The 25,744-nt window shown below is 29.0% G+C and carries 25 protein-coding genes; 1 reads left to right on the forward strand and 24 read right to left on the reverse strand.

The features are described 5' to 3' along the window. Positions 1-3: 3 nt before the first annotated feature. Complete coding sequence (locus CLV55_RS11145) at positions 4-1,098, forward strand: lipoprotein N-acyltransferase Lnb domain-containing protein (RefSeq protein WP_112113876.1); 1,095 nt, start codon at positions 4-6, stop codon at positions 1,096-1,098. Positions 1,099-1,102: 4 nt separating this feature from the next. Here CLV55_RS11145 and CLV55_RS11150 read toward each other — a convergent pair whose 3' ends face one another. The 24 genes from CLV55_RS11150 to CLV55_RS11265 all read right to left on the reverse strand — a co-directional run bounded on the left by CLV55_RS11150 (position 1,103) and on the right by CLV55_RS11265 (position 25,734). Continuing rightward, on the reverse strand, positions 1,103-2,500 hold the full coding sequence (locus tag CLV55_RS11150; protein WP_112113877.1) for an exopolysaccharide biosynthesis polyprenyl glycosylphosphotransferase: 1,398 nt from the start codon (positions 2,498-2,500) through the stop codon (positions 1,103-1,105). A gap of 22 nt (positions 2,501-2,522) precedes the next feature. Beyond that, positions 2,523-3,536: a glycosyltransferase family 4 protein gene (locus CLV55_RS11155; RefSeq protein WP_112113878.1), complete on the reverse strand. Its 1,014-nt coding sequence runs from the start codon at positions 3,534-3,536 to the stop codon at positions 2,523-2,525. Continuing rightward, entirely contained in the window at positions 3,529-4,845 is a 1,317-nt protein-coding gene (locus CLV55_RS11160; RefSeq protein ID WP_112113879.1) for an O-antigen ligase family protein, read from the reverse strand. The genes CLV55_RS11155 and CLV55_RS11160 overlap by 8 nt, the downstream gene beginning before the upstream one ends. After that, complete coding sequence (locus CLV55_RS11165; RefSeq protein WP_112113880.1) at positions 4,845-5,918, reverse strand: glycosyltransferase family 4 protein; 1,074 nt, start codon at positions 5,916-5,918, stop codon at positions 4,845-4,847. The genes CLV55_RS11160 and CLV55_RS11165 overlap by 1 nt, the downstream gene beginning before the upstream one ends. Continuing rightward, the gene (locus tag CLV55_RS11170) at positions 5,915-7,033 is read right to left on the reverse strand and encodes a glycosyltransferase (protein WP_112113881.1); all 1,119 of its coding nucleotides are present in this window, start codon (positions 7,031-7,033) and stop codon (positions 5,915-5,917) included. Before CLV55_RS11170 ends, CLV55_RS11165 begins: the two co-directional genes overlap by 4 nt. 2 nt (positions 7,034-7,035) lie before the next feature. Then, the gene (locus CLV55_RS11175) at positions 7,036-8,040 is read right to left on the reverse strand and encodes a glycosyltransferase family 2 protein (protein WP_112113882.1); all 1,005 of its coding nucleotides are present in this window, start codon (positions 8,038-8,040) and stop codon (positions 7,036-7,038) included. 7 nt (positions 8,041-8,047) lie between these two features. Beyond that, complete coding sequence (locus CLV55_RS11180; RefSeq protein WP_112113883.1) at positions 8,048-8,917, reverse strand: class I SAM-dependent methyltransferase; 870 nt, start codon at positions 8,915-8,917, stop codon at positions 8,048-8,050. Further along, positions 8,914-10,536, reverse strand: a complete 1,623-nt coding sequence (locus CLV55_RS11185; RefSeq protein WP_112113884.1) for a hypothetical protein — start codon at positions 10,534-10,536, stop codon at positions 8,914-8,916. Before CLV55_RS11185 ends, CLV55_RS11180 begins: the two co-directional genes overlap by 4 nt. Position 10,537: 1 nt before the next feature. Further along, the gene (locus CLV55_RS11190; protein WP_112113885.1) at positions 10,538-11,692 is read right to left on the reverse strand and encodes a glycosyltransferase family 4 protein; all 1,155 of its coding nucleotides are present in this window, start codon (positions 11,690-11,692) and stop codon (positions 10,538-10,540) included. Between the two features lie 83 nt (positions 11,693-11,775). Continuing rightward, positions 11,776-13,740 (reverse strand): polysaccharide biosynthesis protein, encoded by a 1,965-nt coding sequence (locus CLV55_RS11195; protein WP_112113886.1) that lies wholly within the window; start codon positions 13,738-13,740, stop codon positions 11,776-11,778. A 21-nt stretch (positions 13,741-13,761) separates the two neighbouring features. Then, complete coding sequence (locus tag CLV55_RS11200) at positions 13,762-14,886, reverse strand: aminotransferase class I/II-fold pyridoxal phosphate-dependent enzyme (protein WP_112113887.1); 1,125 nt, start codon at positions 14,884-14,886, stop codon at positions 13,762-13,764. Further along, positions 14,879-15,487, reverse strand: a complete 609-nt coding sequence (locus CLV55_RS11205; protein ID WP_146739566.1) for a sugar transferase — start codon at positions 15,485-15,487, stop codon at positions 14,879-14,881. Before CLV55_RS11205 ends, CLV55_RS11200 begins: the two co-directional genes overlap by 8 nt. Continuing rightward, positions 15,484-16,194, reverse strand: a complete 711-nt coding sequence (locus tag CLV55_RS11210; protein ID WP_112113889.1) for a copper homeostasis protein CutC — start codon at positions 16,192-16,194, stop codon at positions 15,484-15,486. Before CLV55_RS11210 ends, CLV55_RS11205 begins: the two co-directional genes overlap by 4 nt. Next, positions 16,194-16,727, reverse strand: a complete 534-nt coding sequence (locus tag CLV55_RS11215; protein WP_158527036.1) for a YdcF family protein — start codon at positions 16,725-16,727, stop codon at positions 16,194-16,196. Before CLV55_RS11215 ends, CLV55_RS11210 begins: the two co-directional genes overlap by 1 nt. A 249-nt stretch (positions 16,728-16,976) precedes the next feature. After that, complete coding sequence (locus CLV55_RS11220) at positions 16,977-17,201, reverse strand: acyl carrier protein (protein ID WP_112113891.1); 225 nt, start codon at positions 17,199-17,201, stop codon at positions 16,977-16,979. 71 nt (positions 17,202-17,272) lie between these two features. After that, positions 17,273-18,019 carry an SDR family NAD(P)-dependent oxidoreductase gene (locus CLV55_RS11225; RefSeq protein WP_112113892.1) on the reverse strand — a complete coding sequence of 249 codons (747 nt, stop codon included), beginning with the start codon at positions 18,017-18,019 and terminating at the stop codon, positions 17,273-17,275. Positions 18,020-18,023: 4 nt separating this feature from the next. Then, positions 18,024-19,082, reverse strand: a complete 1,059-nt coding sequence (locus tag CLV55_RS11230) for a 3-oxoacyl-ACP synthase III family protein (protein WP_112113893.1) — start codon at positions 19,080-19,082, stop codon at positions 18,024-18,026. Positions 19,083-19,096: 14 nt separating this feature from the next. Further along, positions 19,097-20,158, reverse strand: a complete 1,062-nt coding sequence (locus tag CLV55_RS11235) for a ketoacyl-ACP synthase III (protein ID WP_112113894.1) — start codon at positions 20,156-20,158, stop codon at positions 19,097-19,099. 8 nt (positions 20,159-20,166) lie between these two features. Continuing rightward, positions 20,167-20,808, reverse strand: a complete 642-nt coding sequence (locus CLV55_RS11240) for a PglD-related sugar-binding protein (protein WP_112113895.1) — start codon at positions 20,806-20,808, stop codon at positions 20,167-20,169. A 2-nt stretch (positions 20,809-20,810) separates the two neighbouring features. Continuing rightward, positions 20,811-21,413 (reverse strand): sugar transferase, encoded by a 603-nt coding sequence (locus CLV55_RS11245; RefSeq protein WP_112113896.1) that lies wholly within the window; start codon positions 21,411-21,413, stop codon positions 20,811-20,813. A 163-nt stretch (positions 21,414-21,576) separates the two neighbouring features. Then, a complete protein-coding gene (locus CLV55_RS11250) occupies positions 21,577-22,398 on the reverse strand; it encodes an acyltransferase family protein (protein ID WP_112113897.1) in 822 nt (273 codons plus the stop codon). 11 nt (positions 22,399-22,409) lie between these two features. Further along, the gene (locus CLV55_RS11255) at positions 22,410-23,621 is read right to left on the reverse strand and encodes a glycosyltransferase family 4 protein (protein WP_158527037.1); all 1,212 of its coding nucleotides are present in this window, start codon (positions 23,619-23,621) and stop codon (positions 22,410-22,412) included. Positions 23,622-23,623: 2 nt separating this feature from the next. Then, positions 23,624-24,640 carry a glycosyltransferase gene (locus CLV55_RS11260; protein ID WP_112113899.1) on the reverse strand — a complete coding sequence of 339 codons (1,017 nt, stop codon included), beginning with the start codon at positions 24,638-24,640 and terminating at the stop codon, positions 23,624-23,626. Then, complete coding sequence (locus tag CLV55_RS11265) at positions 24,637-25,734, reverse strand: glycosyltransferase family 4 protein (RefSeq protein WP_112113900.1); 1,098 nt, start codon at positions 25,732-25,734, stop codon at positions 24,637-24,639. Before CLV55_RS11265 ends, CLV55_RS11260 begins: the two co-directional genes overlap by 4 nt. Positions 25,735-25,744: the final 10 nt, after the last annotated feature.

Genomic DNA, 25,744 nt, shown 5'->3' on the forward strand with positions numbered 1-25,744 from the left:
CCCATGAAAAAAAAACTGTTTTTAATTCTATTTTTTACTGCAATATTTGGTTATTCTCAAAACGAACTATTATCAAGTGAGGCTTCTGTTAGTGTCTTTACTTGTGGTAGAGGTAATGAATTGTATACTACATTTGGACACACCGCCATACGAATCAAAGACGACATAAATCACTTGGACGTTGTATATAATTATGGCGCATTCGACTTTAGCACGCCTAATTTTTACTTGAAATTTGTAAAAGGGGATTTACAATATTTTATAAATGTAACTAGTTATACAGATTTTATTGCTGAATACGAATACGAACACAGAGAAGTACTCGAACAAACCCTCAACATTCCACTATCCAAAAAACAAGAACTTTTTAACCTCTTGAATAAATCTCTATATTCTGAAGAACGTTATTATACCTATAAATTTATTGACCGAAATTGTACTACTATGGTAGTTGAAAAAATCAATACTATTATAGGGAAAAAACTCTTGAAAAAAGTAGATGACACTTCTATTTCGTATCGAGCTCTTTTATACCCTTATTTTGAAAATCATTTTTACTATAAATTGGGAATTAATATCATTTTTGGTTTGAAAACCGACGCTAAAGCTGAAAAATTATTTTTACCCATCGAATTGATGTATAGTCTTGACAAAGCTACATTAGGAGGGAAACCACTCGTTTCACATAAACAGATTTTAGTTCCTGGAAAAGCATTACCACATGAATTTTCCTTTATCAACAGCATTTATTTCATCATTATTTTACTGATTAGTATAATTGCAACCAACAACAAACCCATCTATTTTGGTTATTTAACATTCGCAGGAATCTTGGGATTATTCTTGTCTCTTGTCGGTTTATATTCTTTACATCAGGAAGTGCTATGGAATTATAACATACTCATATTTAACCCATTATTTATATTTCTGCCTTATTTAAAAAATCAAAAAAGAAAACGCTTGATTCAATTTCTATCAGCTTTGTTAGTGATTTACGTAGTGATTATGATTCCTAAACCCGATTTCTTTTTACTACTCCCTTTTATTGTTACCCATTTCCTTATTTTATTCAAAATTTACAAAAAGGATATCATCTAAAGAATTATTGACCTCTGTAAAAAAGAACCGTACTAATCGTTTTAATGATAATATTTATATCTAGGAAAATACTTCTGTGCTTGATATAATACAAGTCGTATTGCAGTTTTACCAAGCTATCATCTATTGAATCGCCATAAGAATAATTCACCTGTGCCCATCCAGTTAATCCAGGTTTAATTACATGTCTCGTTTCATAAAAAGGCATAACTTCAGCAATTTCATTCACAAAAACAGGTCTTTCGGGTCTAGGGCCAATAATCGACATATCTCCTTTTAGAATGTTTATAAATTGAGGAAATTCGTCGAGTCTAGTTTTACGTAAAAATTTACCAAAAGGGGTTATTCTAACATCATTAACACTTGTAAATACAGCACCATTAACTTCAGCATTCTCAATCATAGTTCGGTATTTATAGATTTTGAATACTATCCCGTTTTTGCCAACACGTTCTTGAGTATATATTAAATTCCCTTTATTTCCTATCACATTTCCTATCAAAATAATTGGAAAGAAAAGTAAACCAAAAGATAATCCTATTAAAGAAAAAATAATATCTGCAATACGAGTTGCTAATAAATAAAGATGGTTTTGATTACTTCTGCTAAACGGAAAATATCTATAAAAATCTCGAGATACATAATGCACGGGGATACGTTGGGTAATCAACTCGTAGGCTTGAGAGTATTCCCGAATGATAAATCCATTTTCTAAAAGATGAATAAGCTGATTGTATAATGACACTGTTATAATTTCAGTCTTTTGAGAAGCTATTAAAATTTCAGATATGGAATGTGTAAGCACAAAATGCTTTAAATCAATTGGATTAATATATTTTATTGATTTAGATTTGATACCTTTGATTTTATCTTCCCCTTCAGAACTTACATAACCAACAATTTTATAATGTGGGTCGGCTTTTTCTATATCTTTAATAAGTTCGACTAATTGACCTTTATCACAAACTAAAACCACATTTTTTTCAAATCGATGAGATGCTAAAAAATTTACGTAAAATATTCGCCACAACAACAACGCCAGTAATATAGCACCATAAAAAAACACAATTTGAAGTCTATTGGAAGGCAGTTCAGGTGTATAAATTGGCGTTAATAAATAAAATAAAACGGTAGTAGAAGTAGTTAATATGATGCTTTTTATGATTTGCGATTGATTACTAGCAATTTGCAAATTATACATTTCAAAAACAGAACCAAAAATATTTAAATATAAAGCCAGTACTAGTATCCAATAATAATTTGAAGCTGAAAAAGTAAAGTATTTGAAATTAAATACTGAACTAATTACAAATAGAGAGACTAAAACAAATACCACATCAAATAACTTGAGTAATACTTTTCGTTCAGAAACTTCAAAATGTATATTTTTATTATTGTTCATTCTTAAAACAATTTAAAATTCATTATTTTAAAATATCAAACCATTGAGACTTAATAACATCAATATCATATTTTTCGACATATTTTCTAGCATTTAATGACAACTCGTAAAATAAATCTTTGTTTGTACATAAATTTTTAATTGAAGTAACCATAGCTTCAACATCATTATCATCAACAAGTATACCATTATAGTCTTTTTTTACTAGAAAAGGAATCCCTCCTACATTTGTAGATACCACTACTAACCCCAACGCCATGGCTTCCATGACACTAACGGGCATGTTATCAAAATGAGTTGTATTTAGAAAAATGTCATACTCTTTTGACAACTCTATCCATTCTTCTTTTTCTAATTTCCCTGTAAATTGAACATTCACACCTAATTCTTGAGCAAAATTCATACATTCTTCAATAATGTTTTCTTTATCAGGCCCAACCATACAAAGTTCAGAATTTGGAAACACCTTCTTAATTTCAAAAAATACTTGAATAGCCATTTTAGGATTATATATTTCAGAAAAAGAACGAACCCACAATAATTTTGGTTCTAAAACATTCCTTTTTAAAAAAGCGTAGTGTTTTAATTCAATTGTATTAGGAATATACACAATGTTTCTCGGATATTTTTCTGAAAATGCATTAAACAAATAATCTGATGGAACGCATATTTTATAAGCATTCTTAAAAATTAAATCACATAAAAAAGGATTGTTTTCTAATCTTCTTGGTAAATCACCTCCATGTAATTTGGGCAAATATTTCAATCCTAATACTCTACACATCTGACTTATAATAAAAGCATACCAAAAATTATAAGTACTATAAGTATCAATAAAAACATAATCGTATTTTCTGTAGATTTTAAGTGTTGTTACCATCATATCCAACATACGAACAATTTTGTTTTTGCATGAAGAAGCATAATATACTTTGTAGCCATGCTCTTCTAAAAACGAGCCCAATGTTTCAATGGCTGTTAAAGTATTCCCATGTTTTGATAACTTATTTCCAATATATAGTATTGTCTTACTCATTAAAATGAACTTTTAACAAAGATAATGCATAAACAAACGATGGAGCTGCAATTCGCATGGCAGCATGATTAATGGTTAACAGCCAAAACAACAAAAAACTTAACATATAAACATGTTGTCTATTATCTAAAAAAAGGAAAATGGGTGTAAACAATAATATTAAAAGTGCTAGTATTCCTAATGCTCCATGCTCTGCCATCATTCTTGTTATTTCATTGTGGGATGCAATTGCTTCACCAGAAACATCTCTTCTCAATTCCAATCCTTTTGCTACTCCAATACCAAAAAATGGGTGCTCAAGAAATGAATTGATTTCAAATTCAGCAATCACTTCCCTTCCTGACAAATTACTCTCTTTCGTCCTACCCATAGCATCTTGATTGGCGTATCTTTTTGTCATTAAACCACCTGTTTGGTATTCGCTAAAACTAAATATCAATATAAATGCAGTAATAAAAATTCCAAAAAAATAATTTAACTTAAGTTTTTGCTTCGTATAAAAATACACAAAACACGACAAGACGACAAACATAACAAAACCAGTAATCATACCTCCTCTAGAAAATGTAACTAACCCTCTATAAGTCATCAATAAACCTAATGACAAGTTAATAATAAATAACAAACGGGTTGAAGAAGCAAATAACAATCTAGAAAAAAAAACAAACATTCCCAAACCTAAAATTGTTGCCACCTGATTGGGACCAAAACCACCTGATGTTTCAACATTTGAGGCATTACCTGTAAGTACAGATTTCAAATCTGGAATATAAAGAGTTATATAAATTGCACAAGAAATAATTGGCAACCCTATTAGCAATAGAATGTTATTTAATTCGTTTATCGAAATTTTTCTATTATAGGTATATAAAGAGGCTACCCCTAAAGAAACTGGACCAGAAATATTAAAAATAATTGTTTTCCGTATCTCAGTTCCAAAATCAAGTGTCTCCATGGCGATAAAAACGCCTGGTATTAATAGTATTAAGAATATCCAATAGGATAAAGCATTTTTTGAAAATCCGCTGTATAACATCCCAATGATTGTAAAAATAATCACTCCATATTTTCCAAATTCATACAAAATCCCCCCTTCAGTCATCCTTAAAAAAACTTCTGATCCAACTATATAAGCTGCGGCATATAAAACTTCATTATTTCTATTCTTAGTCTTAATTACAAAATAAAAACTAACTATAAAAATAAGTATTGTATATATAACAGATAATCTCGGATTATTAAAAATAATAAAACCGAGAATAACATGTATGAACACAAGTATAAAATAATTTTTTTCCTTTAATAACATTACAACGAATTAATCCAAGTGAGATATTTTTTAAGTACAGCTTGTTCTGAATGATGTTCATTAATGGTTTGATTCAAAGCTTTTCCTATGTTTTGACGCAAATCAGGATTTTCTATTAATTGCACTAAATTAGTATAAAAAGTTTGAACATCTTCTTTAGAAACCAAAAAACCGTTATTTCCCTTTTTAACGATTAAAGGAATTTCACCTACATCTGTAGAAACTACAGCTTTATTACACAAGCCAAATTCTAATAAAGCTACTGGCAATCCCTCAGACAACGAAGTTATTATAGCAATTTCAGCTTGATTAATTATAGAGAATGTATCTTGTTTTGATCCATAAATAAAAACATGTTCTTCAAGTCTTTTAGAATTAATTGATTGTTTTAGTTTAGTACTATAATCGTCATTAAAATCTTTCCCAACTAGATGAAAAGTCCAATCAGGATGTGATGCTTTTAACATTTCTGATACTTCTAACAGAAAAAAATGATTTTTTTGGTATCGTAAATTAGCCAAACACAATATTTGTTTTCCTGGATTTCCTTTTAAGACAGTGATTCCTAACTCATCTCTATTTAAAGTCGTGAAATTGGGTAAATAAATAATATTCTGGCACCATAATTTATTTTGTGCCCATTTCTTAAGGTAATCATTAACTACTATAATTCCAGAAAAAAAAGAAGATGCAATTTTAGTTACAAAAGTCCTTTGAGGTGAGATAAATTCACTTAAACCATTATGATCGTGCCAAACGACCTTAATTTTTGGTAAAACTAATTTGAGTAAAAATGCAGTAAAAAAAGAACTGCTATGAGGTTGGACTATTTCAATACCATGAACAACACAATATTTGCGTAATCTAGCAATCGAAAAAACATCAAGAACACTTTTTCTATGAAGATAGAAATAATGAACACTATCGTTGATTTGAGACTTTAACGCACCTTCTTTTCGCGTTGAAACTATAGCCGAAAATTCAACCTCTTTTGACAAGGCATTAGCATAATTTACAGCCATTTTCTCAGCGCCTCCAATATCTAGGGAGTCTATCATTTGCAATATCCTCATGATGCGACTAACTTTTTTATTTCGTATTCAAATTTGTTAGTAGTAAACATTTGTGACCATGCTACAGCTTCTTTTATTTTATGCTCATAAGCTACTTGATTCTCCAAAAGTTGTAAAATATTTTGTGTGTCATCACTTAAAAACTCCGTCAAGAGAATCCCTCTTGAGCCAAATCCTAACATTGAACTAACACAAGAAACGGATGTCGTTACAGGCAAACAACCCCAAAACATGGCTTCAGCAATTACTTTTGGCCATCCTTCACTTTTTGAGGGTAAGAGTAAAAAATGACTGTTTTTGTATACTCCTTTCATAGTTTCTTTCGACACATTTCCTTTTAAACAAATAAAAGGATGCAGATTATTTGATTCAATATAATGTTTCAAAAATGGCATTTCAGCACCTTCTCCATAAATAGAAAGATTCACTTCAAACCCTTTCATTTTAAGTGCTTCAATTAATTGAATGGCATAAAGAGGTTGCTTCCCTTTTGTCAAAGTTCCCACAAAAATAAAGTTTATTTGACCTTCTAACTTTCTTGGTTGAATTTCTTCGATATCAGCATCTGAGTAGGTAGCTGTGAAAAAAGATTTTATATTTTTAGATTGATTATTCCACGTTCCATACACCAATACGTTCATGTTTTTAGTCAAAAAAGTATTATGTAAAATCCATTTTTGAAATCTATAACTCAAGGGTTGTTTGGCACATGGATCCCAATTTCCTGCATATTTAGCTGTTTTCGTTTTCTTTGGAAAAAAAACTTGAATCAAACACCCTAATAAGCCTATATTTCCTGGACATCTGAGGTGAATATGATCAGAATATCTCATCGCTTTGAATATTGTGATACCTATAATAGGAATTTTTAACAAAGCTAAAAATGTATTTTTACTACTCAATACATCAAAACTATTAATTTCAATAAATTTAATTTTTGAATGACTATAATTGCAATCAATAGACTCTTTTTTTTGAAAACTTCTAGGAGCGACAATGATTAATTCGTCTACATATTTTGACCAAATATTCATTTCCATTACATAAGGAGCATAGGCGCTAATGGAATTTCCATAAACGAAATGAGGAACATGAGTAATGATTACAAATTTCATTTTTATTGTTGTTTTGGTCTATCAATGAATAGGCTTAACCAGCCCATAATTCTACCCATAGACTCCGTAAATGCTTCAAGTCGTTTTTGAGTTGTAAAAATATTACTAAATCTAATTACAATTAAGAGCAGCGTAATTAAATTCCATTTCACTCGAGCCTTAAAATTAGGATTCGGGTTTTTGATTCTCCAAACATACCAACCGTTTCGAACCACCATTTTTCCATACTTATATTTATTAGGTCTTCCAGATTCGTTATGAAAATGACCCAATTTAGCGTTAGTATTTATGTATAATTTTCCTTTTTTGGATAATCTCAAAGTAAAATCAGCATCTTCATAAAGTCCATAGCCTTCAAAATAATGAGAAAATTGAAACTCCTCAAATACTGATATTCTAAAAGATGAAACCCCTCCCATTAATTGTTCAACTTGATATGTTTTTCCTGATGGAGGTAAAAAACCAATGCTTCTACCATGTGAAAAATCAGGTAAAAAACCTGGTGGTTTATCGCTATCCAATCCGATTTTTTTTCTTAAAATAAATCGAAAACCGTCCCTTCTTTTATAACCATCAAAATAAAAATTCTCAATTTTTACATCTTCTTCATTTTGAACCCGATTCCAATATACTTCATTGGAAATATAACCACCTACTCCCAATGCATCTGGCTTTTCAATATAGGTTGCAATGATGTTTTTAAAATATTCCTTATCTAATATAGTATCATCATCCAAGAAACAAACAATATCACTATTTGAAGCCACTTTAGAAATACCAAAATTTCTTTGTTTAGTTAATCCTCTTTCTGATTCTGATACCAAATAATATTTAAGATTTTCAAAAGTATTCTTTTCTAATATCTCTCTAGTTTTATCATTAGTCGAACCATCAATAATTAATATTTCATCAGGATATAAACTTTGCGTTTGAACCGATTTGAGTAACTTTAAAAGCGGCTCAGGTCGCATATAGGTACAAATTATTAATGTAAACCGGGTTCTCATAATCAATTTATACTTTTAAAACAACAACGATATTACCTGCTGTCAATTCTTCTGTTGAATATTTGATGTAATCTTCATGCAAATTCAACTTTTTGAATAAATCCATATTTTTTGAATTTTCATTCAATCTATCATAAGACAAATAAACAATTTCCAAATCTAATTTTGTAAAAAGCTCAATAAATTGTGGCAATCTCATTCGATTATGATAATCAAATCTTGTCTGAATTTTATCCCATTGGGAAGGACTGTATTGAAGAAAATCTTGAAGAGAAATTGATTTATCTCCATGTTGTCTAAGATCACTAGGTGAAATAAAATGAACAATAAAAGTTCCTTTATTAACACTTCTTTTAATTTTTTTATGCATTTCTTCTATGTCATTAGGACTCACATGAGATAGAACATATCTTGAAAAAACGATATCAATATTTGGTATATCTTCAAAAATAATATTCTTAGATGGAAAATAATCTACTTCATGTGGCAAACCATATTTATTTGCCTTTTCAACATCTACTTTTAAATTATATTCTTTTTCAAAATCGAGATTAAATTTTAATATTGAACTTTTCCTATAATGTTCATTAATATCGTAGGTATATACCTTACTTACTTTTCCAAAGTATATAAAAAAGTAAGGCATTATAGGAAACCAACCTGAACCTATCTCTAAAACTTTCTTATTTTTTAAGTCAAATTTTAAATCATTCAACAATAGTATAAGTATATTATATGTTGATTCAGATAATTTGATTTTACTTTTAATTTTTTTCTTATTACTCAAAAATTGAATAATATGATAGAAATAATCCCCTATTTTATTGGGTAATAATGATAAGAATTTAAAGAAATTTGTTTTTATCTGATGTTTCATTTTTCAATATTAATTCTTATGTATATTAAATCTGTTTTGTTTTTTACAAAAATAGTACCTTGATAATCGACATCTAAAATCACTTTTTCAAAATTTGACCAATAGGCTACTAATTCTTGTATTGTGGGATTCCAAATGTCTCTATTTTTAATTTTTTCTCCTAGGAATTCAAAATTTTTAGACACCTCATTATCAATTACATTCATATTCACAAACATTCTTCCTTCATGATATTCCATAGGTACGGAAAAATAAGTATGTGCTATAAAAACCCCTTTTTCTTTTATAAACAAATCGATATTTCTGGGACTTAATGCTTGTTTAAAATCAATCATTTCTAAGGTTTGAAAAACATAAAATTCCTTTTCATGCAAGGTATGTTTAAATAGAATTGGGCAGTATTTTGCAAAAGTATAAGGTTTCTTTTGATTTTCGTTCCAATGCAAAAAAACATGGAATATTTTTGCACTGATTTGAATTAAATTTAGAATAAGAGGAGTTATATATCGAATCTTTTTTTGAAAAAAAATCTTTTTAAAATTTGTAGCAGTACTTTTATATTTCAAAATCAGTAGTTCATCATTATAAAAATGGAAAATAATATTTTTAATCATTAACTGTATCCGCTGTACTAAAGATCTATTTTTAGTTCCATTCCAAAAACTCTTCAGCGTAAAATGTTGAGGGTTACACTGATTTATTACACCTAAAGTTGCTGTTCCTGAATCAATATAATTCCACAAAACTTGAATATTTTTCTGATGTAAAACAGTTTCATAGTGTTTTTCAGAAATTAAACTATTTTTAAATAGTGAAAAATTATACGGTTGATATCCATGATCTATCCATGTTGTAATATCATCTAATGGTGGTTGAAATGAAGAAAAATCTTCAAAACTTTCTTGATCTGATTTAATAGATTGAGACAAAGAATGATAACACAATTCGTGTCCCTCGTCACTCCACTTCATCAACTCATCTCTATCATTTTGAAGAGAAGCATTATCCTCTCGTTTTGAAAAATGATTTAAAAAAAACCCTTTTGTAATTTTTATTCCTGTTTTATGAAACAATTCTCGTTGTAATTTTAGATTTTCTTTAGTATCAAAATCACAATGATCTGTAAAACAAACGACAGGAACAAAGGGAATCTTTGATCTACTAAACTCAACTGCATAACCATTTGTGATTAATAATTCTGGGGAAACCTTACTTTTTATTGGTGAAACTGCTTGAACAATTTTTTTATTATTTTGTTTTCCTTGATATTGAGTTATGGGTTTTGAAAATTCTGGATTAAATCGCCAATAAAGTACACAAGGTGTTTTGGGACTAATTTCCCAAAAGCCCAAAGCAGTATTCGCTTGTATCATAGTCCCATCATCCAATTGAATAATCTTTGGACAAAATTCATTTGCAATTCGAGATGTTTTACAATCCACCCATTGATAATCATGATTTCTGAATTTCTTGATGGGAAATTTAAAAACTATTATAAAGTCTAAAGAATTGTTTTTGGTAAAAAAATCATCACTATCAAAAACAACCTTATGATTTTTTAACTGAAAATCACATCGTTTTAATATTTCTTTTGTTACTAAAGTTACTGATTCAATCATCTTAATATTGTTTTTTTGAATTGATGAAATCCGAATAATACTCTAGACTTTGTTTAGCAATAATTGGTGTACTAAAGTTATTGAGTACTTTTTCTCGAGCATGAAACCCCATCTTTTGTCTTAATTCAGTATCATTCAACAGCAATGTAATCTTGTCTGCAAAGACTTTATGATCTTTAGGATGAACCAAAAAACCCTCTACTTCATTCTGAATCATCTCAGAAGCCCAACCAATATTTGAAGCTACAATTGCTTTTTGCATAGCCATGGCTTCCAACCAAGAAACTGGAAAAGCTTCTGCAAATGTTGGAAATACGCAAACTGTGGCTTTTTCAATGTACTTGTTCATTTCGCTATAAGATTTTTCGCCTAAATACTGAACATTTTTTAAAGCAGACTCATCAAATAATTCTTGCATCATGTTCCAAACCGATGGATTTCCTGTCAATGTATCTCCAGAATCTTTTCCGATTAATACTAATCTCACTTTAGGGTTTTCCATAATAATTTCGTTAAAAATTTTAGGGAGCTCTAATAATCCTTTTTTTCTGATTAAAGTTCCAAAATAAAGTATTGTGCTAGAATCATTTGTATTTTGAGTTGGGATAAATTGTGAGACATCGATTGCATTAGGAATCACTTTGAATGATTGCTTAAATCCAAGAATCTCTTTTGATTGCAACGCAGTATAATGACTCACAGCAATAACACCGTTGGCTCTTCTTAAGGCCAATTTTTCGCGAAATCTATTCCTCCACTTACTCTTTCTTTCTTCCAACTTACAAAAATAAGTATCACTACCATGAAGTTTTATTATCGTTGGGCAATTTGTATTTATATAGGAAGTTAGTCCGATCCAATCTGGTGCTTCTAAAAGATCAATTTTTCCTTTGATGTATAAATTTTTAATTAAACTTTCTATTTTTTTTTGAGTAAAAAAGTATGAAAACCCTTTAATAGTTTGATTTTTAAATTTATAAATAGATAAGGAACCTTCTATAAAAAAATCGTCTTTTTCTTGGTTACATACTATAACAACTATTTCGTGTCCTAATTCAATAAGCCCTTTTGATAAATTTAGAATACTCGTCCCTATACCTCCTGAGGAGCCTGTTAGTGGATGAGGAAATTCTGGAGTCAGAAAAGCTATTTTCATGGTTACAACTATTAAAAAGAAAAAAGTTTACTGAATTTAACAATAAACTTTATTTTAAGGATATATATCAGAGACATCTTCAATTAGTCTTTAACGTCCAAGGCTTCAAAAGTAGAGTTCAAACTTTTAAATTCGGGTACTATTTTCTTCATTTTCGAAACAATTTGCTGATTTGTTCCCGTTCTAGCAAGATCAATTAATAGTTCTACAGATTTTGAAACCACCTCATGTTCTTTACAATTTTCAACCGCAATCATGATTTTTTCATTATGAGTAGGTAAATTTTCTGCACTATTATTTAATAACTCTTCATATAATTTTTCTCCTGGGCGCAAACCAACGATAGCAATCTTGATATCTAAATCTGGTTTATATCCAGCAAGACGAATCATTTTGTGTGCTAAATCAATGATTTTTACTGGTTCACCCATATCAAAAATATATATTTCTCCACCTGAACCCATCGCTCCAGCTTCCATAACTAATTGACAAGCTTCTGGAATAGTCATAAAATAGCGAATAATATCAGGATGAGTAATTGTAACAGGACCCCCTTCTTGTATTTGCTTTGTAAACAAAGGAACTACAGAACCATTTGATCCCAAAACATTTCCAAAACGAGTAGTAATAAACTTGGTCGTGTCTTGATTTAATTTCAAATTACTAAAATGCTTGGATTGGACATACATCTCAGCAATTCGTTTACTAGCACCCATGACACTACTCGGATTGACAGCTTTATCTGTAGATACCATAACAAATCTTTCAATATTATATTTCTGCGATAAATCCGTAACATTTTTAGAACCTAAAACATTTGTAAAAATGGCTTGACCTGGGTTTTCTTCCATCATAGGTACATGCTTATAGGCTGCAGCATGAAAAACTACATTAGGTTTAAAATCAGCAAATACTCTTTCAAGAGATTCATAATCTCTAACGTCAGTAATGGAATTATAAATCTCAATTTCTTTTTGTAAAGTATGAATCTCTAAAGACAGATTATGAAGCGGTGTTTCAGCTTGGTCAAGCAAAATTACCCTTATAGGTTTAAAATTAATAATTTGTCTAACTATTTCACTTCCAATTGAGCCAGCTGCACCTGTAACAAGAATTGCTTTATTTTCTAATTTTTTAGAAATTGAATCGGTATCTAATCTTATAGGATTTCGCTCTAACAAATCATTAATATCAAAACTTTTTATACTTTTAGCTATTTCAGTTCCATCACTCCAATTAGAAACAACTGGTAAAGAAAATATCTTAAAACCATAACTTATACATTCTTCCGCAATATTAATTCTTTCTACTTTTGACAAGGTATTATCAGCTATTATTAATGCTTCTACTTTCTTAATTTTTAATAGCGTAGGAACTCCTTTTTTTAAAGGAAAAATAGGAAGATTCAATATTCGCATAGTAGAATTATTGCTTTTACTATCAATAAAACCACATATTTTGAATCTTGATGGTTTCTCAACTTTCAAAGCATTTGCAACTGCAATAGCATTATCATCTATTCCATATATTAGAGCTTTTATTTTCTCTGCATTTGTTTTTTGATTTTTTCTACCAAGTTTATCATACAAGTATTTAACAACTATTCTTAGAAAAAACAACAAAGAAAAAGAAACTAATGTATATAAAAAAGCTCCTGTTGTCATGAATAATTTTGATCGACCAATAATAATTATTAAATAATTTAAAAATACAATAACTGCAAAAGTGGAAAATTGAGAAAATAATAATTTTAATGAATCAATTAATGAAGTATGCCTAATTATTCCTGAATGGGTTCTAAAGATTTTAAAGAAAAAAAAGTTAACAGAAGTAATTAAAATAATTCCAGTTAATAAATGATGGCGATTAATAAAATTCAAACCCATTCCTTGTAAAAGAAAATAAGTCAAAGTTCCTGAAAAAAGTATGATACCTAAATCAATAAATAATATGATCCATCTAGGCAAATAACCAAATTTTTTAGGATTCAAAAAATGTCCTTTACTGGAAAAAAAATTAAAAATACTAGGTCTTTTTATTTTGTCCATATTTTTTCTGAAAATAAATCTTTAAAAGCGAGTAACTTGTTCCTTAATTCTTTGCTTTTCTTCTTCATTTAGATTAGATCCTGATGGCAAACAAAGACCGGAATTAAACAATTTTTCTGATACTGAGCCACCATAATATGGTGAATGTGAAAACACAGGTTGCAAGTGCATAGGCTTCCATAAAGGCCTACTCTCAATATTTGCCTTTTCTAAATGAAGTCGCAATTTTTCGCTATCATTATTTTTTGATTCAATATATATTGCAGTTAACCAATGATTGGAAAAAAAATTATCATTAGGTTCTTTTAATAAATGTATTTGCTCATATTCATCAAATAGTTCTTGATAAAATTTATTCATTGCTCTTCTTTTAGCAATATGATTGTCTAAAACCTCCATTTGCCCTCTACCAATACCAGCACAAATATTACTCATTCTGTAGTTATAACCAATCTCACTATGCTGATAATGTGGCGCATGATCTCTTGCTTGTGTTGATAAAAAAACTACTTTATCTTTTTGTTCTTTTGTCTTGCACACTAGAGCACCTCCACCAGATGTAGTTATAATTTTATTCCCATTAAACGATAATATAGCCAAATCACCAAGGGTACCACATCTTCTGCCTTTGTAGCTACTTCCTAATGCTTCCGCACTATCCTCAACAATTGGAATTTCATATTTAGAAGCAATTGATTGAATATCATCAAACTTCGCAGGCATACCATATAAATGCACAACAATAATTGCCTTTGGTTTTTTGCCTTTAGCTATTCTATCTATAATAGCATGTTCAAGCGCATTAGGACACATATTCCATGTCTCAGGCTCACTATCCACAAAAACAGGTGTAGCTCCAACATATACAATAGGATTTGCCGAAGCTGAAAAAGTCATACTCTGACAAATAACTTCATCATCTTTTTTTACCCCTAATAATACTAATGCCAAATGTAACGCAGCAGTTCCAGAACTCAAAGCCGCTACTTGACTATCGTTATCTAAATATTTTTCTAAATCAGATTCAAAACCTGAAACATTAGGCCCTAAAGGAGCTACCCAATTCGTATCAAATGCTTCTTGAACATACCTTTGCTCATTTCCTCCCATGTGCGGTGAAGACAACCATATCTTTGAATTATCCATCAATTTTATTTTTATTCTGTAATAATTTACTAATATACAAAAATAGTACAGAAAAATATATTTTAATATTTTTTTCTTGATATAATTGTTTATCTAACTCATATTTATGAGGCAAAATAACTTCTTCATAATAAGAAACTATATCATCTTTTGTTGCCAATAACTCATCTTCATTAAAATAAATTAAAGCAGAATAACTCAACATACCTGGCTTTGTTTTTAATATCTCTTGATACATGCTAGGGTATTTCTGAATATAAGAAATTACTTGAGGTCTTGGCCCTACTAAAGACATGTCCCCTTTTAAGATATTATAGAGTTGTGGAATTTCGTCTAATTTATATTTTCTCAAAAAATGACCAATCGTGGTTATTCTTTCATCATTTTCACCTTTAGTTAAAGCATACTCATCCTCTGAATTAACAACCATGGTACGAAATTTATATATTTTGAATTCTTTACCATGTTTACCTACTCTACTTTGAGAAAAAAAAACTGGAAAAGATTGAAATAAAAGCATTAAAAACACTATTATAATAAGGAATGGCATCAACAAAACAATGGCAATGAAGGAAAATAATATATCTAAAATGCGAATCAATTGTTCCTACTATTTACCAATGCTGTTATCCCTAATATTTTTTCTTCATCAACTACATATTCAATTCCCATTGAGGAATCTGAACTATTTACTTTCTGCTTTCTAATATTGAAATGTAAATCTTGAAAGCCATTATTTATAAAATAAGATGCATTAATGTTTGACACTCCTCCTCCTGGCATAATTTCTATTTCATTTCTAAATTGATGGAAAAATTTCACTAATTCTTCCTTACCTAAGTCTACATTTGAAGCTCCACCAGAAGTCAATATTCTAGAAACTTGACAGTTAATCAAAGTTTCAACACTTTTGTAGTAATTATCAGTAAAATCTATTGCACGGTGAAACGTAACTTGTAGCCCTAAATCTTTTGCATAATGAGTCAACCGTCTAGTTTTTTCTATATTTACCTCATGTTTTTCATTTAATATTCCAAAAACAACTCCTTTACAATTTGTTTTTTGGGCTATTAAAATATCTTTTAACATGACATTTATTTCATTTTCATTATAAATAAAACTACCTCCTCTAGGTCGTATCATAAGGTGTACTTCTGCTTTTGAGTACTCAACAACCGATTCAATGATACCATAACTAGGTGTTAATCCTCCTAAATCCAAACCAGAACAAAGCTCAACTCGCTTTACATTGTATTGATTTACTAAATTAACTTCTTCTAAATTTTCTAAAACTACTTCAAAATTCATTAAATTCTATATTTTTGATTTAGTCCCTTTTGTAACGGAAAGAATAAAATACCTATATATTCATGTAATTCAAATTCTATTAGCTTAAATTTTTGATAATTCATTCCCCAATTTACATAACATGTATGACCAAAACCTTCCTTAAGTTTAAAATCTGTTGGTATCGGTTTTGGCTTTAAACCAAAACTTTTAAAAATTCTCATAGCTCTAGGCATATGATAAGCACTTGTTACTAAATAAAATTTTTCTTCATAAAATCTTTTCTTAAAATCTAAAGCCTCTTCCAATGTATTACTTGGTTTTCTCAACTGAAAAGTATCTTTAGGATTTACTCCAAATCCAAGCGAAGCTCGAGAAATTACATAAGCAAGTGATGTCTTATTCGACCTTGAATAACCAGAAAAAACGAGTTTTGATTTGTGCAATTTATGATAAATCGTAATTCCTTTTAGAAGTCTTTTTTGTGAACCAGTTGATAGCTTTTCGAAAAATGTTACATTTGGATAATCAACATACCCTCCTCCTAATATCAATATTTTTTTTCCAGATTCAGCTATGTTTATTTTGGATTCAAAATATTGGCTTTCAAGATTATGGAATTGGTATATCGGTAACGGCGTAAACAATAACAAAGTAAAAAAAAAGCAATCATTTTAAAAAGAAGTCCAATTTTTTTTGAATAATAACCCAATCCAAAACCAAAAAAGAATAATACACTAAAAATTAAAAAAGAAAGCGACTGAAAGTAATCTATTATCATATAAAATCACAAAATCTCTAAACTACTTATTTTCAGAAATATAATTCAAAATTTCTGATAAAGTCTCTAATTTTTGAAATTTATTCCCATCTATAATTATATCATACTCCTCATCAAGCATCGCTATGATTGATAAAGCAGCTAAAGAATCCCACTCGTCTAGTTCTCTAAATCTAGTATCCATTGAAATTTGATCATTTTCTGAGTCAATTGCTTCCTTAAACAAGGTAATGAATTTTTGTTCCATTTTTTGTTAGTTTTATATGTTATTAAAATATTTACAATGTGCAAATGTACTATACTAAAAGTTAATTTACATTATCTTAATGTTATTCCTCCGTCAACCACTATTTTAGAACCCGTAACCCATGCGCTAGCATCGGATAGCAAATATATAGCAGCATATGCTATTTCTTGCGTAGTTCCATATCTTCCTAGTGGATAACGCTTTATATCTTCTTCTATTTCTTTATCATTGATAACTTTTGTCAAATTTGTCACTACCATTCCTGGTTGAATAACGTTCGATCGTATATTAGATTTTGCAAATTCAAATGCTATCCCTTTTGAGAAAGAATTAACAGCTCCTTTTGATGCCATGTACATGATATTACCAATAGATGCAAAATCGGAAGCAATGGAGGAGATAAAAACTATTGAAGATCCTGTCTTTAGTTTCTTTTGCTTATGCAATTCTCTAGTAACTTGAGAAGCTGATACCAAATTCGTATCTAAAATTTCATTAAAATCTTCCTTTGAAATAAACTTTAAAGGTAATCTTTTTATTATACCTGCAGCATGAACTACTCCATTTAATTCTGGTAATTCACTAATAAAACTCTTTATTTTTTCATTTTCATTAATATCAAATTGCAATGCTCTATGCCCCTCCCCTTCTAACTCACTTAGTGTTTCATTAAGTCTGACAATATCTCTACCTATGACGCATAATTTTGCCTTCATTTTAGAACACTCAATAGCAATAGACTTTCCTATTCCAGAAGAGGCTCCTGTCACTAATATAGTTTTTCCTTCTAAGGAAAAAGGATTATATTCTTTATTCATATTATTAAATTTCTATTAATTCCGAAACATGACAATCATAAAGGTTTATGATACATGAAGCCCAACTCATTCCTACTCCAAATCCCGACAAAAAGCAATTTTTATTTTTATAATTTTTACCAAATAGTGATGAAACCATTGTCAAAGGAATAGATACTGAAGAAGTATTTCCAAACTTTTCAATACAAGAGGGAACTTTATCTGAATCTAGTTTTAATTTTTTCTGTAAATACCCATTCATATATTTATTAGCCTGATGAAAAAAGAAATAATCAAATTGTTCTAATTCGCTTTCACTATAGGCTAAAATTCTTTTTATATCTTTAGGTATTTCAGAAATCACAAAATTAAATACATCTGCCCCATTCATATAACCATGCTCGTCACTTCTAATATTTCCATATTCATCAACCACTTTTTCTTTTAATGTTTCTACAGAACTAGGAAACCTATAACCACCAGCATCCATTTTGATATATTCCGATTTACTACCGTCCGAATTCAAACTAAAAAAACTTTTTCCAACTTCATTAGATTTTTCAATCAGTGCTGCTACTCCTCCATCCCCAAACAAAAAAGCTGTTTTTCTATCTTTGGGTGAATAAACTCTAGAACGAGTTTCTCCATCAAGCAATAATGCTTTACGAAAACCACCTGTTTGCATCATCGAATAAATAACCGACAAACCATAAACAAAAGCTGAACAGCCTAAATTTATATCAAAACACGCTGTACTTTTTGACAATCCTAATCTTTCTTGCAATACTATTGATGTAGCTGGCATTCTATAATCGGGAGTTTGTGATACAAAGACTAACAAATCGATTTCAGATTTATCAATATTTAAATCATCAATAAGTTTTTCTGCAGCATGATAACATAAATCAGACGCACACATACCTTCTGGAGCAAATCTTCTTTCATAGATTCCGGTTTTTTCTACTATTTCAGAAACCGATTCTTTATCAAAAAGAGTTGAATAATTTAGGTTATATATAGTGTTTTTAGGTACACAAGCTGCTAAACCTGAAATTTTTACTTTATCAAAAGTTATTAAAGCCATCTTTTATCGAATTTTTATAAAAATGAAATTGGAGGACAACATAAGTTTTCAGTTTCAAAGTAGGCCGTACCCCATGATAGACCAACTCCAAATCCACACGCCAAATATTTCTTGTTTTTTTCTTTAACTTCTTCTCTCAACTGAGAAACAATTGTTAAGGGAATCGAACAAGAAGAAGTGTTTCCATATTCTGATAAAGAATAAGGAACCTTGGATTCTTCAACTCCAACTTTTTTTCTGATTTTATCATTCATCATCTTATTCGCCTGATGTAACAACAAATAATCTATTGATTCTATTGAAATATTATATTTTTCTACTAGTGCTTTTATCGACTTAGGTGCTTTGGTTATTCCAAAAACAAAAACATCTGTTCCATTAAGATGACTTTGTAAATTGTTTCTAAAAATACCCGATTCACGTTTTTTAACTTCAAGAGAGTCATGTGAAAACGGATTTCTATACCCTCCATCTTCAATAATTATGGATTTATATCCACTTCCATCTGTTCCAGTATGAAATTTAATCCCATCTGCTCCCTCTTTATATTCTATTGCTGTTGCAGTACCCGCATCTCCAAACAGTGGGTAAGTACTTTTATCTAGAGGTGATTTTGTCATGGTTACAGTATCTCCAACTAATAACAATCCTTTTTTCATTGAACCAGTTGATAGTAAAGCTGATAGAGTAGACAAACCATATACCCAACCTGAACATCCTAACGAAATTTGAATAGAAAAGCACTCATTTGAAAGTCCTAACCTATCTTGCAATATAGATGATGTAGCTGGCAATTGATAATCTGGTGTTTGAGTCACAAATACTAAGACATCAATTTCATCCAAACTCCATCCTAATTCTTTAATTAAATCTTGTGCCGCTTTTACACATAAATCGGAACTACATAATCCAGAATCTGATACAGTATGCCTTTTTAATATAGCTGTACTTTCTATAAATTTTTCAATATCTTCATTTGAACCTATTATTTTAGAATTTCTATTGTCTTCAACATGTTGAGGCACGCAAGCAGAAATTCCTTTTATTTCAACATTTTTAATTTCCTGAAAAGCCATAATTACTACTATATTTTAAAAATTTTTGCTGGATTCCCATGGTATAATTGATTATCTTTCGTATTTCTACAAACAATACTACCTGCTCCAATTCTTGTATTATTCCCAATTTTATTACCTTGTAAGACAACGGATTCTACTCCAAAAAAATTATTATCCCCAACAACTACATCGCCCGAGATTCTTGTTGAAGGACCTAATATATTATTATTTCCTAAAATCACATCGTGACCAAGGGCCACTTGTCCATTAAATAAATTAAAATCCCCTAATTTAACATCACAAGATATTCTACATCCAAAAAAAATAATATTTCCTCTACCTATTTCAAATGAATATTCATCAAAAAAATTAACATTTGGGGCAATTATATTAGGGAAAGATATATTTTTATTATTTATTTTTTTTACAATAGCATCAATAATCTTTGGATTAGCAATTGCAATGGCTACAGCTAAATCGTTTTGATAATTATTTAAAAAATCAACACCTCCTATTACTGCTCCATATCTGTTTTTATATCCCACTTCAAGACCATCATCAATAAAACCTAAAATATTCCATGTAGGTGTATTTCTATTGATGGCATTTATAAGACATGCTATTTCTTTTCCAAATCCCCCACACCCGTAAATTACAATATCTTTCATTTTTAATTTCCTTTAAACATTTGCATAGTCGTTGTGTCAGAGGCATTCACCCCTTCTCTTTTAATTACCTTTATTATTGTTTTGTATATAATCTTGAGATCTAAAAGAAAGCTACAATTATCTACATACCAAACATCTAGTTCAAATCTCTGTGTCCAATCTATAGAATTTCTACCATTGACTTGAGTCCAACCCGTAATTCCTGGTTTCACCTCATGCCTCCTTTTTTGAAAATCATTATATAAATCTAAGTAACTCACCAACAATGGTCTTGGTCCTATTAAACTCATTTGTCCAAATAATACATTCAATAATTGAGGTAATTCATCTAACGATGTTTGTCTCAAAAATCTACCTACTTTAGTAATACGCTTCATGTCAGGTAATGGCTTTCCTTGTTCATCGTATAAGTCCCTCATCGTCTTAAATTTTACAATTTTAAAGATTTTACCATCTTTTCCTGGCCTTTGCTGGAAAAAAAATACCTTTCCTTTATTTGCAATGAGAAGCAAGATTGAAACGATAAACAATATCGGGAAAAAAAACAATAATACAATTAAAGATACTGAAAAATCTATTACCCTTTTTATAAAAAATTTATACATTTTAATTATTTAATATCTTTTTTACTTTTAAAACATCTATTATAAAGTCTACAATTCTATTTAACAAAAAAAAAGGAAAATAAAATCACAAAAATATTACTTGGAAATTGTGTGATTTTTATACATTTGATTATGTAAAATTGTGTAAGATACATTTCTAATGTTATACCTGAAATAAACTAATTAATCTATTTTTGTTTAGCCTTAATAAAAAACTATTACCAATAAATAGTATAAAGAAAATAGTTATCGTACAAGTAGCTATATAATTCATTATTTTTAAATGCCAATAAAAATCATCTTTGATATTATCATTTCTTCCACCTGTCTTTAAGCTGATAAAACCAAAAATAAGTAATAAAATAACAACAAAAGAAAATAACATGGAAGATTTTAAATTCAAAAACTCTAATTTTTTACTATCTGAAAAATACGAACCTACAAAAAATAAAATTAAATATAAATATAATTCATATCGCTTTGGTATAATAAATAGATAATTAGGATTGGGAACTAATAGATAGTTTATAAAAAAAACTATAACAAAAAAGAAAACAACATGCAAGTATTTAAGTTTAAAATCTATAACTAACTTCAAAAACAAATAAAAACATAAAATGGCTCCTGTAAACCAATAGTGAGTATGATAATAAAGCTCGTAAGGTATTAAATAGTTTGAACTTGAAAAAAAAAGAGGGAACTCATAGTTTAAAATGATAGTTATTATAGAAAAAACAAAAACTGATAAATATAATTTTAAAAATCGCATCAAATACCACCCAATAAAATTATTTGTTTTTTTCATTGATTTTTCAATACCATATCCCGAAACAAAAAAGAAAATTCCTAAACCAATTGCGCAACCAGATGTAAGAAATCTAATACTAATTGGATATAAATTCGAGCAATGATAATTTGTAATAATAATTATTGCTATCGCTTTAAGTAAATTGTAAGGAAATTCAAATTTCACATTAACCTTCATAAATTTTATTATTAAATATTTTGTTTAAAGTATTTCATTACAATTTCAAGAAACTGTTTAGCAAGAATTTCTTTGTCAAAAACTTCTAAAGCTAGTCTTCTTGAGTTTTTACTCATTTCATCAATTCTTTTATCATTATTTTTTAAACTAACAATCTTGTCAACAAAATCATTTGGATCATCGGGATTAACATACAAACCGCAAAAATGACTCTCAACTAAATCTTTTGTCCAGCCCGAGGAGTTAACAATAATTGGTTTACCAGCGGATAGTGAATCAAAAAGTTTATTTGGTGAGTTAGTTTGTAAGATTTTTAAATTTTTAAATGAAACACAACTTGCATCACAACAATTTACAATTTCAGATATTACAAAGGTATTATGTTTACCAACAAAAAGTACATTTTTTAAATCTTCTTCATTTACAATATTCTTAAGTTTACTTTCGGTTTGTCCATAGCCTGCAAAAATAATATTAACATCATTCACAGACTTATCTTTCAAAATTTTAGCTACATCTATTAGATATTCCAATCCATTAGCTACTCCCATTGAACCAAAATGAATAATATTAAAATTATCTTCTCTGATACCCATATCACACATTAATTCTTTATTTTTACCCCTAGGGTAAAATAAATCAGGTTTAGACATATTTGGAATAACTGTAACTTTATTTTTTTCAACGCCAGCATCTAATATTCCTTCTTCCATACCAGGGGAAAGTGCCACAATATGAATTGCATTCTTGTATATCGATCTTTCTATAGTTCGTAATAAATTAATAAAACATTTGTTTCTTATAACCCCAATTTGAATAGGAAATTCTGGCCACAAATCCCTAACTTCAAAAATATATTTTACTTTACATATTTTTTTAACTATCAAAGCTATAAACCCCACAGTTAAAGGAGTTGAAGTAGCATAAATAAGGCTAACTTTTTTTTCCTTTAAAACACTAAATAAGGCTCCAAAAAAGTATCTCAAAAAATTTAATATTTTTCTAAATTTAGATTGAGTATTTGAATATCTTCCACCTAGATATATTACCTTAATTCCATCTATATCATGTATCCCTTTTGTCCTTTTAGTAAAACTAGTTAAGGCAGTAATTACAGTCACCTGATAACCTTCATCAACCATTTTTTTTGCAAACCAATATGATCGGGTTGCACCATATTCATCAGGAGTGACAAAATATTGATGTAAATAAAGTAACTTCATATTTATTGATTTAAAGTTTTTTCTATTACTGACCATGTAGCTTCAGATGTATATTTTAAAGACTCTTTGAGTGAATTAATTTTTAACTGAGATAATAGTTGTCTATTCATATCTATTTCTTCAACATAATTATGAAACTCTTGATCTCCATTTTCAAATGGGATAATAAAACCTGTTTGTCTATGAATTACAAACTCATCTGCATGCAACCATTTTGTAACAATTACAGGGATTCCCGCAAAGTAAGCATCTACAATTGCACCAGGAAGCCCTTCTGTGTAGAACTTTGTTGGCAGTAGTAATAAATCATATTTATTTAGAGTACTATTTATTTCACTTGGTTGAAGAGATCCACAATAATTAATGATATTAATTTCCGAAACGCTCGCTAAAAAATAATCTTCAATTTCTGAACTAATCTGTCCATAAAAATCAATTGTTACATCTAATTTCGTACTTTTAGCAAAATCAATTATCATGTCTATTCCTTTATTAGCATGAATTCTAGACATAAATACCAACTTTAATTTAGCATTTACATTTGGTTCAATAGAAAGTTGAACATTGTCTCTAAAATTAGGTATAATAACTGTATTCGTTATGTTATACTTTTCTTTTAGCTCTCTCTTCATTCTCTCAGTTTCAACATAAATCATTGAAATTTTTTCTAATTTAGAAATTAGAAAATTATTTGACTCTAGAAAATTAACCAACCATCCCCCAACAACAAAATAATGAATTTTAAATCTGAAAACTCTTGATAAAAAATATACAATAGGGAAGAACGATTTTAAATTATTTTGTGCAGGTAAATAAACTAATCTCCTAGAAACAGATAGCTTAAATATTAATTTTATAAAATTAAATTTACTTTTTTTTAAAATCTCAGTATCAAAATAATCTACTGAACCTATGTTATCATTCAATAACTTATAAAGAGAACGTGTCTTAATCGTTTGTCCATCCAGTTTATTACTATAATAACCAAAATAACCAAGTACAAAATATTTTTTTTTCATCCAATAATTCTTTTATACTGATCAAATATTTTATTTTCATTAAACAAATCTAAAGCCTTTGTTCTATTCCTAGAGCCCATTAATTGTAAATCATTAGCAGAAGCATTAATAAAAAATCTTATTCCACTTTCAATACTCTTTGGATCCTCAGCAATACAAAGCTTGCCATTTACTCCATCAACAATCAACTTTGGTATATCCGAAATATTTGATGCTAATATAGGTTTTCCTAATGCCATTCCCTCACAAATTGCATTTGGAAGGCCTTCAAAAAAACTAAACAATGCTACAACATCACTTTTTAAAATTTCATCCTTAATATTGTGTGTCGCTGGTTTTAATTCAATTATTTTAGATAGATTGTTGTTCTCTATAAAATCCATACACTCAACAATAGAATCATCATAATAAGGAGGTACTAAACTATTTCCAAACCAAGTTATCTTTATTTTAGACTTTTCAATTTCTGACATATTAGAAACAGCTTTTAATAAACCTATCAAATTTTTCAAATAACGATGACTTGCTGCTATAACAATTTTAAGCTCACCGTCCTCCTTATATTTATAATTATTATCTGGCTTCCAAAAATCTAGATCAATCATATTATAAATTACTTGAATCTGCTTCTCCTTTAAAAAAGGATTGACTTTTAAAATCATATCCTTATTTGAAAAAGAATTTGTAACAATTCTATCTGAAAAAAAATGAAACAATCTAACAACAAAACTTTTATAAGACTTTAAAATTAATGGATTTGCACTTCTTTCATTTACTACTAAATTCCATCTTTTATATGGAATAGCAGCAAACTCACACAAAAAATTAGATATTCCTAGATATGAAACGACAACATCAGCATCGCTATTACGGAGATACTCTCTAAATTTTATCATTCTCTTAATGGGCTTTCTCTCTTCAATACATTTTGTTTGAATTCCTTTTTCTCTCAATATTTCGCCATAATATTCTCTTGAATAATATGTCAAAGTCGATACTTCGTGTCCTTCACTTTTATATTTCAATGCCAAATTAACCATTTGTCTTTGAGCTCCTCCAGAATATAAATCCCCAATAACAAAAATAATTTTCATAAAAACAAAA

Origin of the sequence: Flavobacterium aciduliphilum (assembly GCF_003268855.1) — a bacterium.
Classification (GTDB): Bacteria; Bacteroidota; Bacteroidia; order Flavobacteriales; family Flavobacteriaceae; genus Flavobacterium; species Flavobacterium aciduliphilum.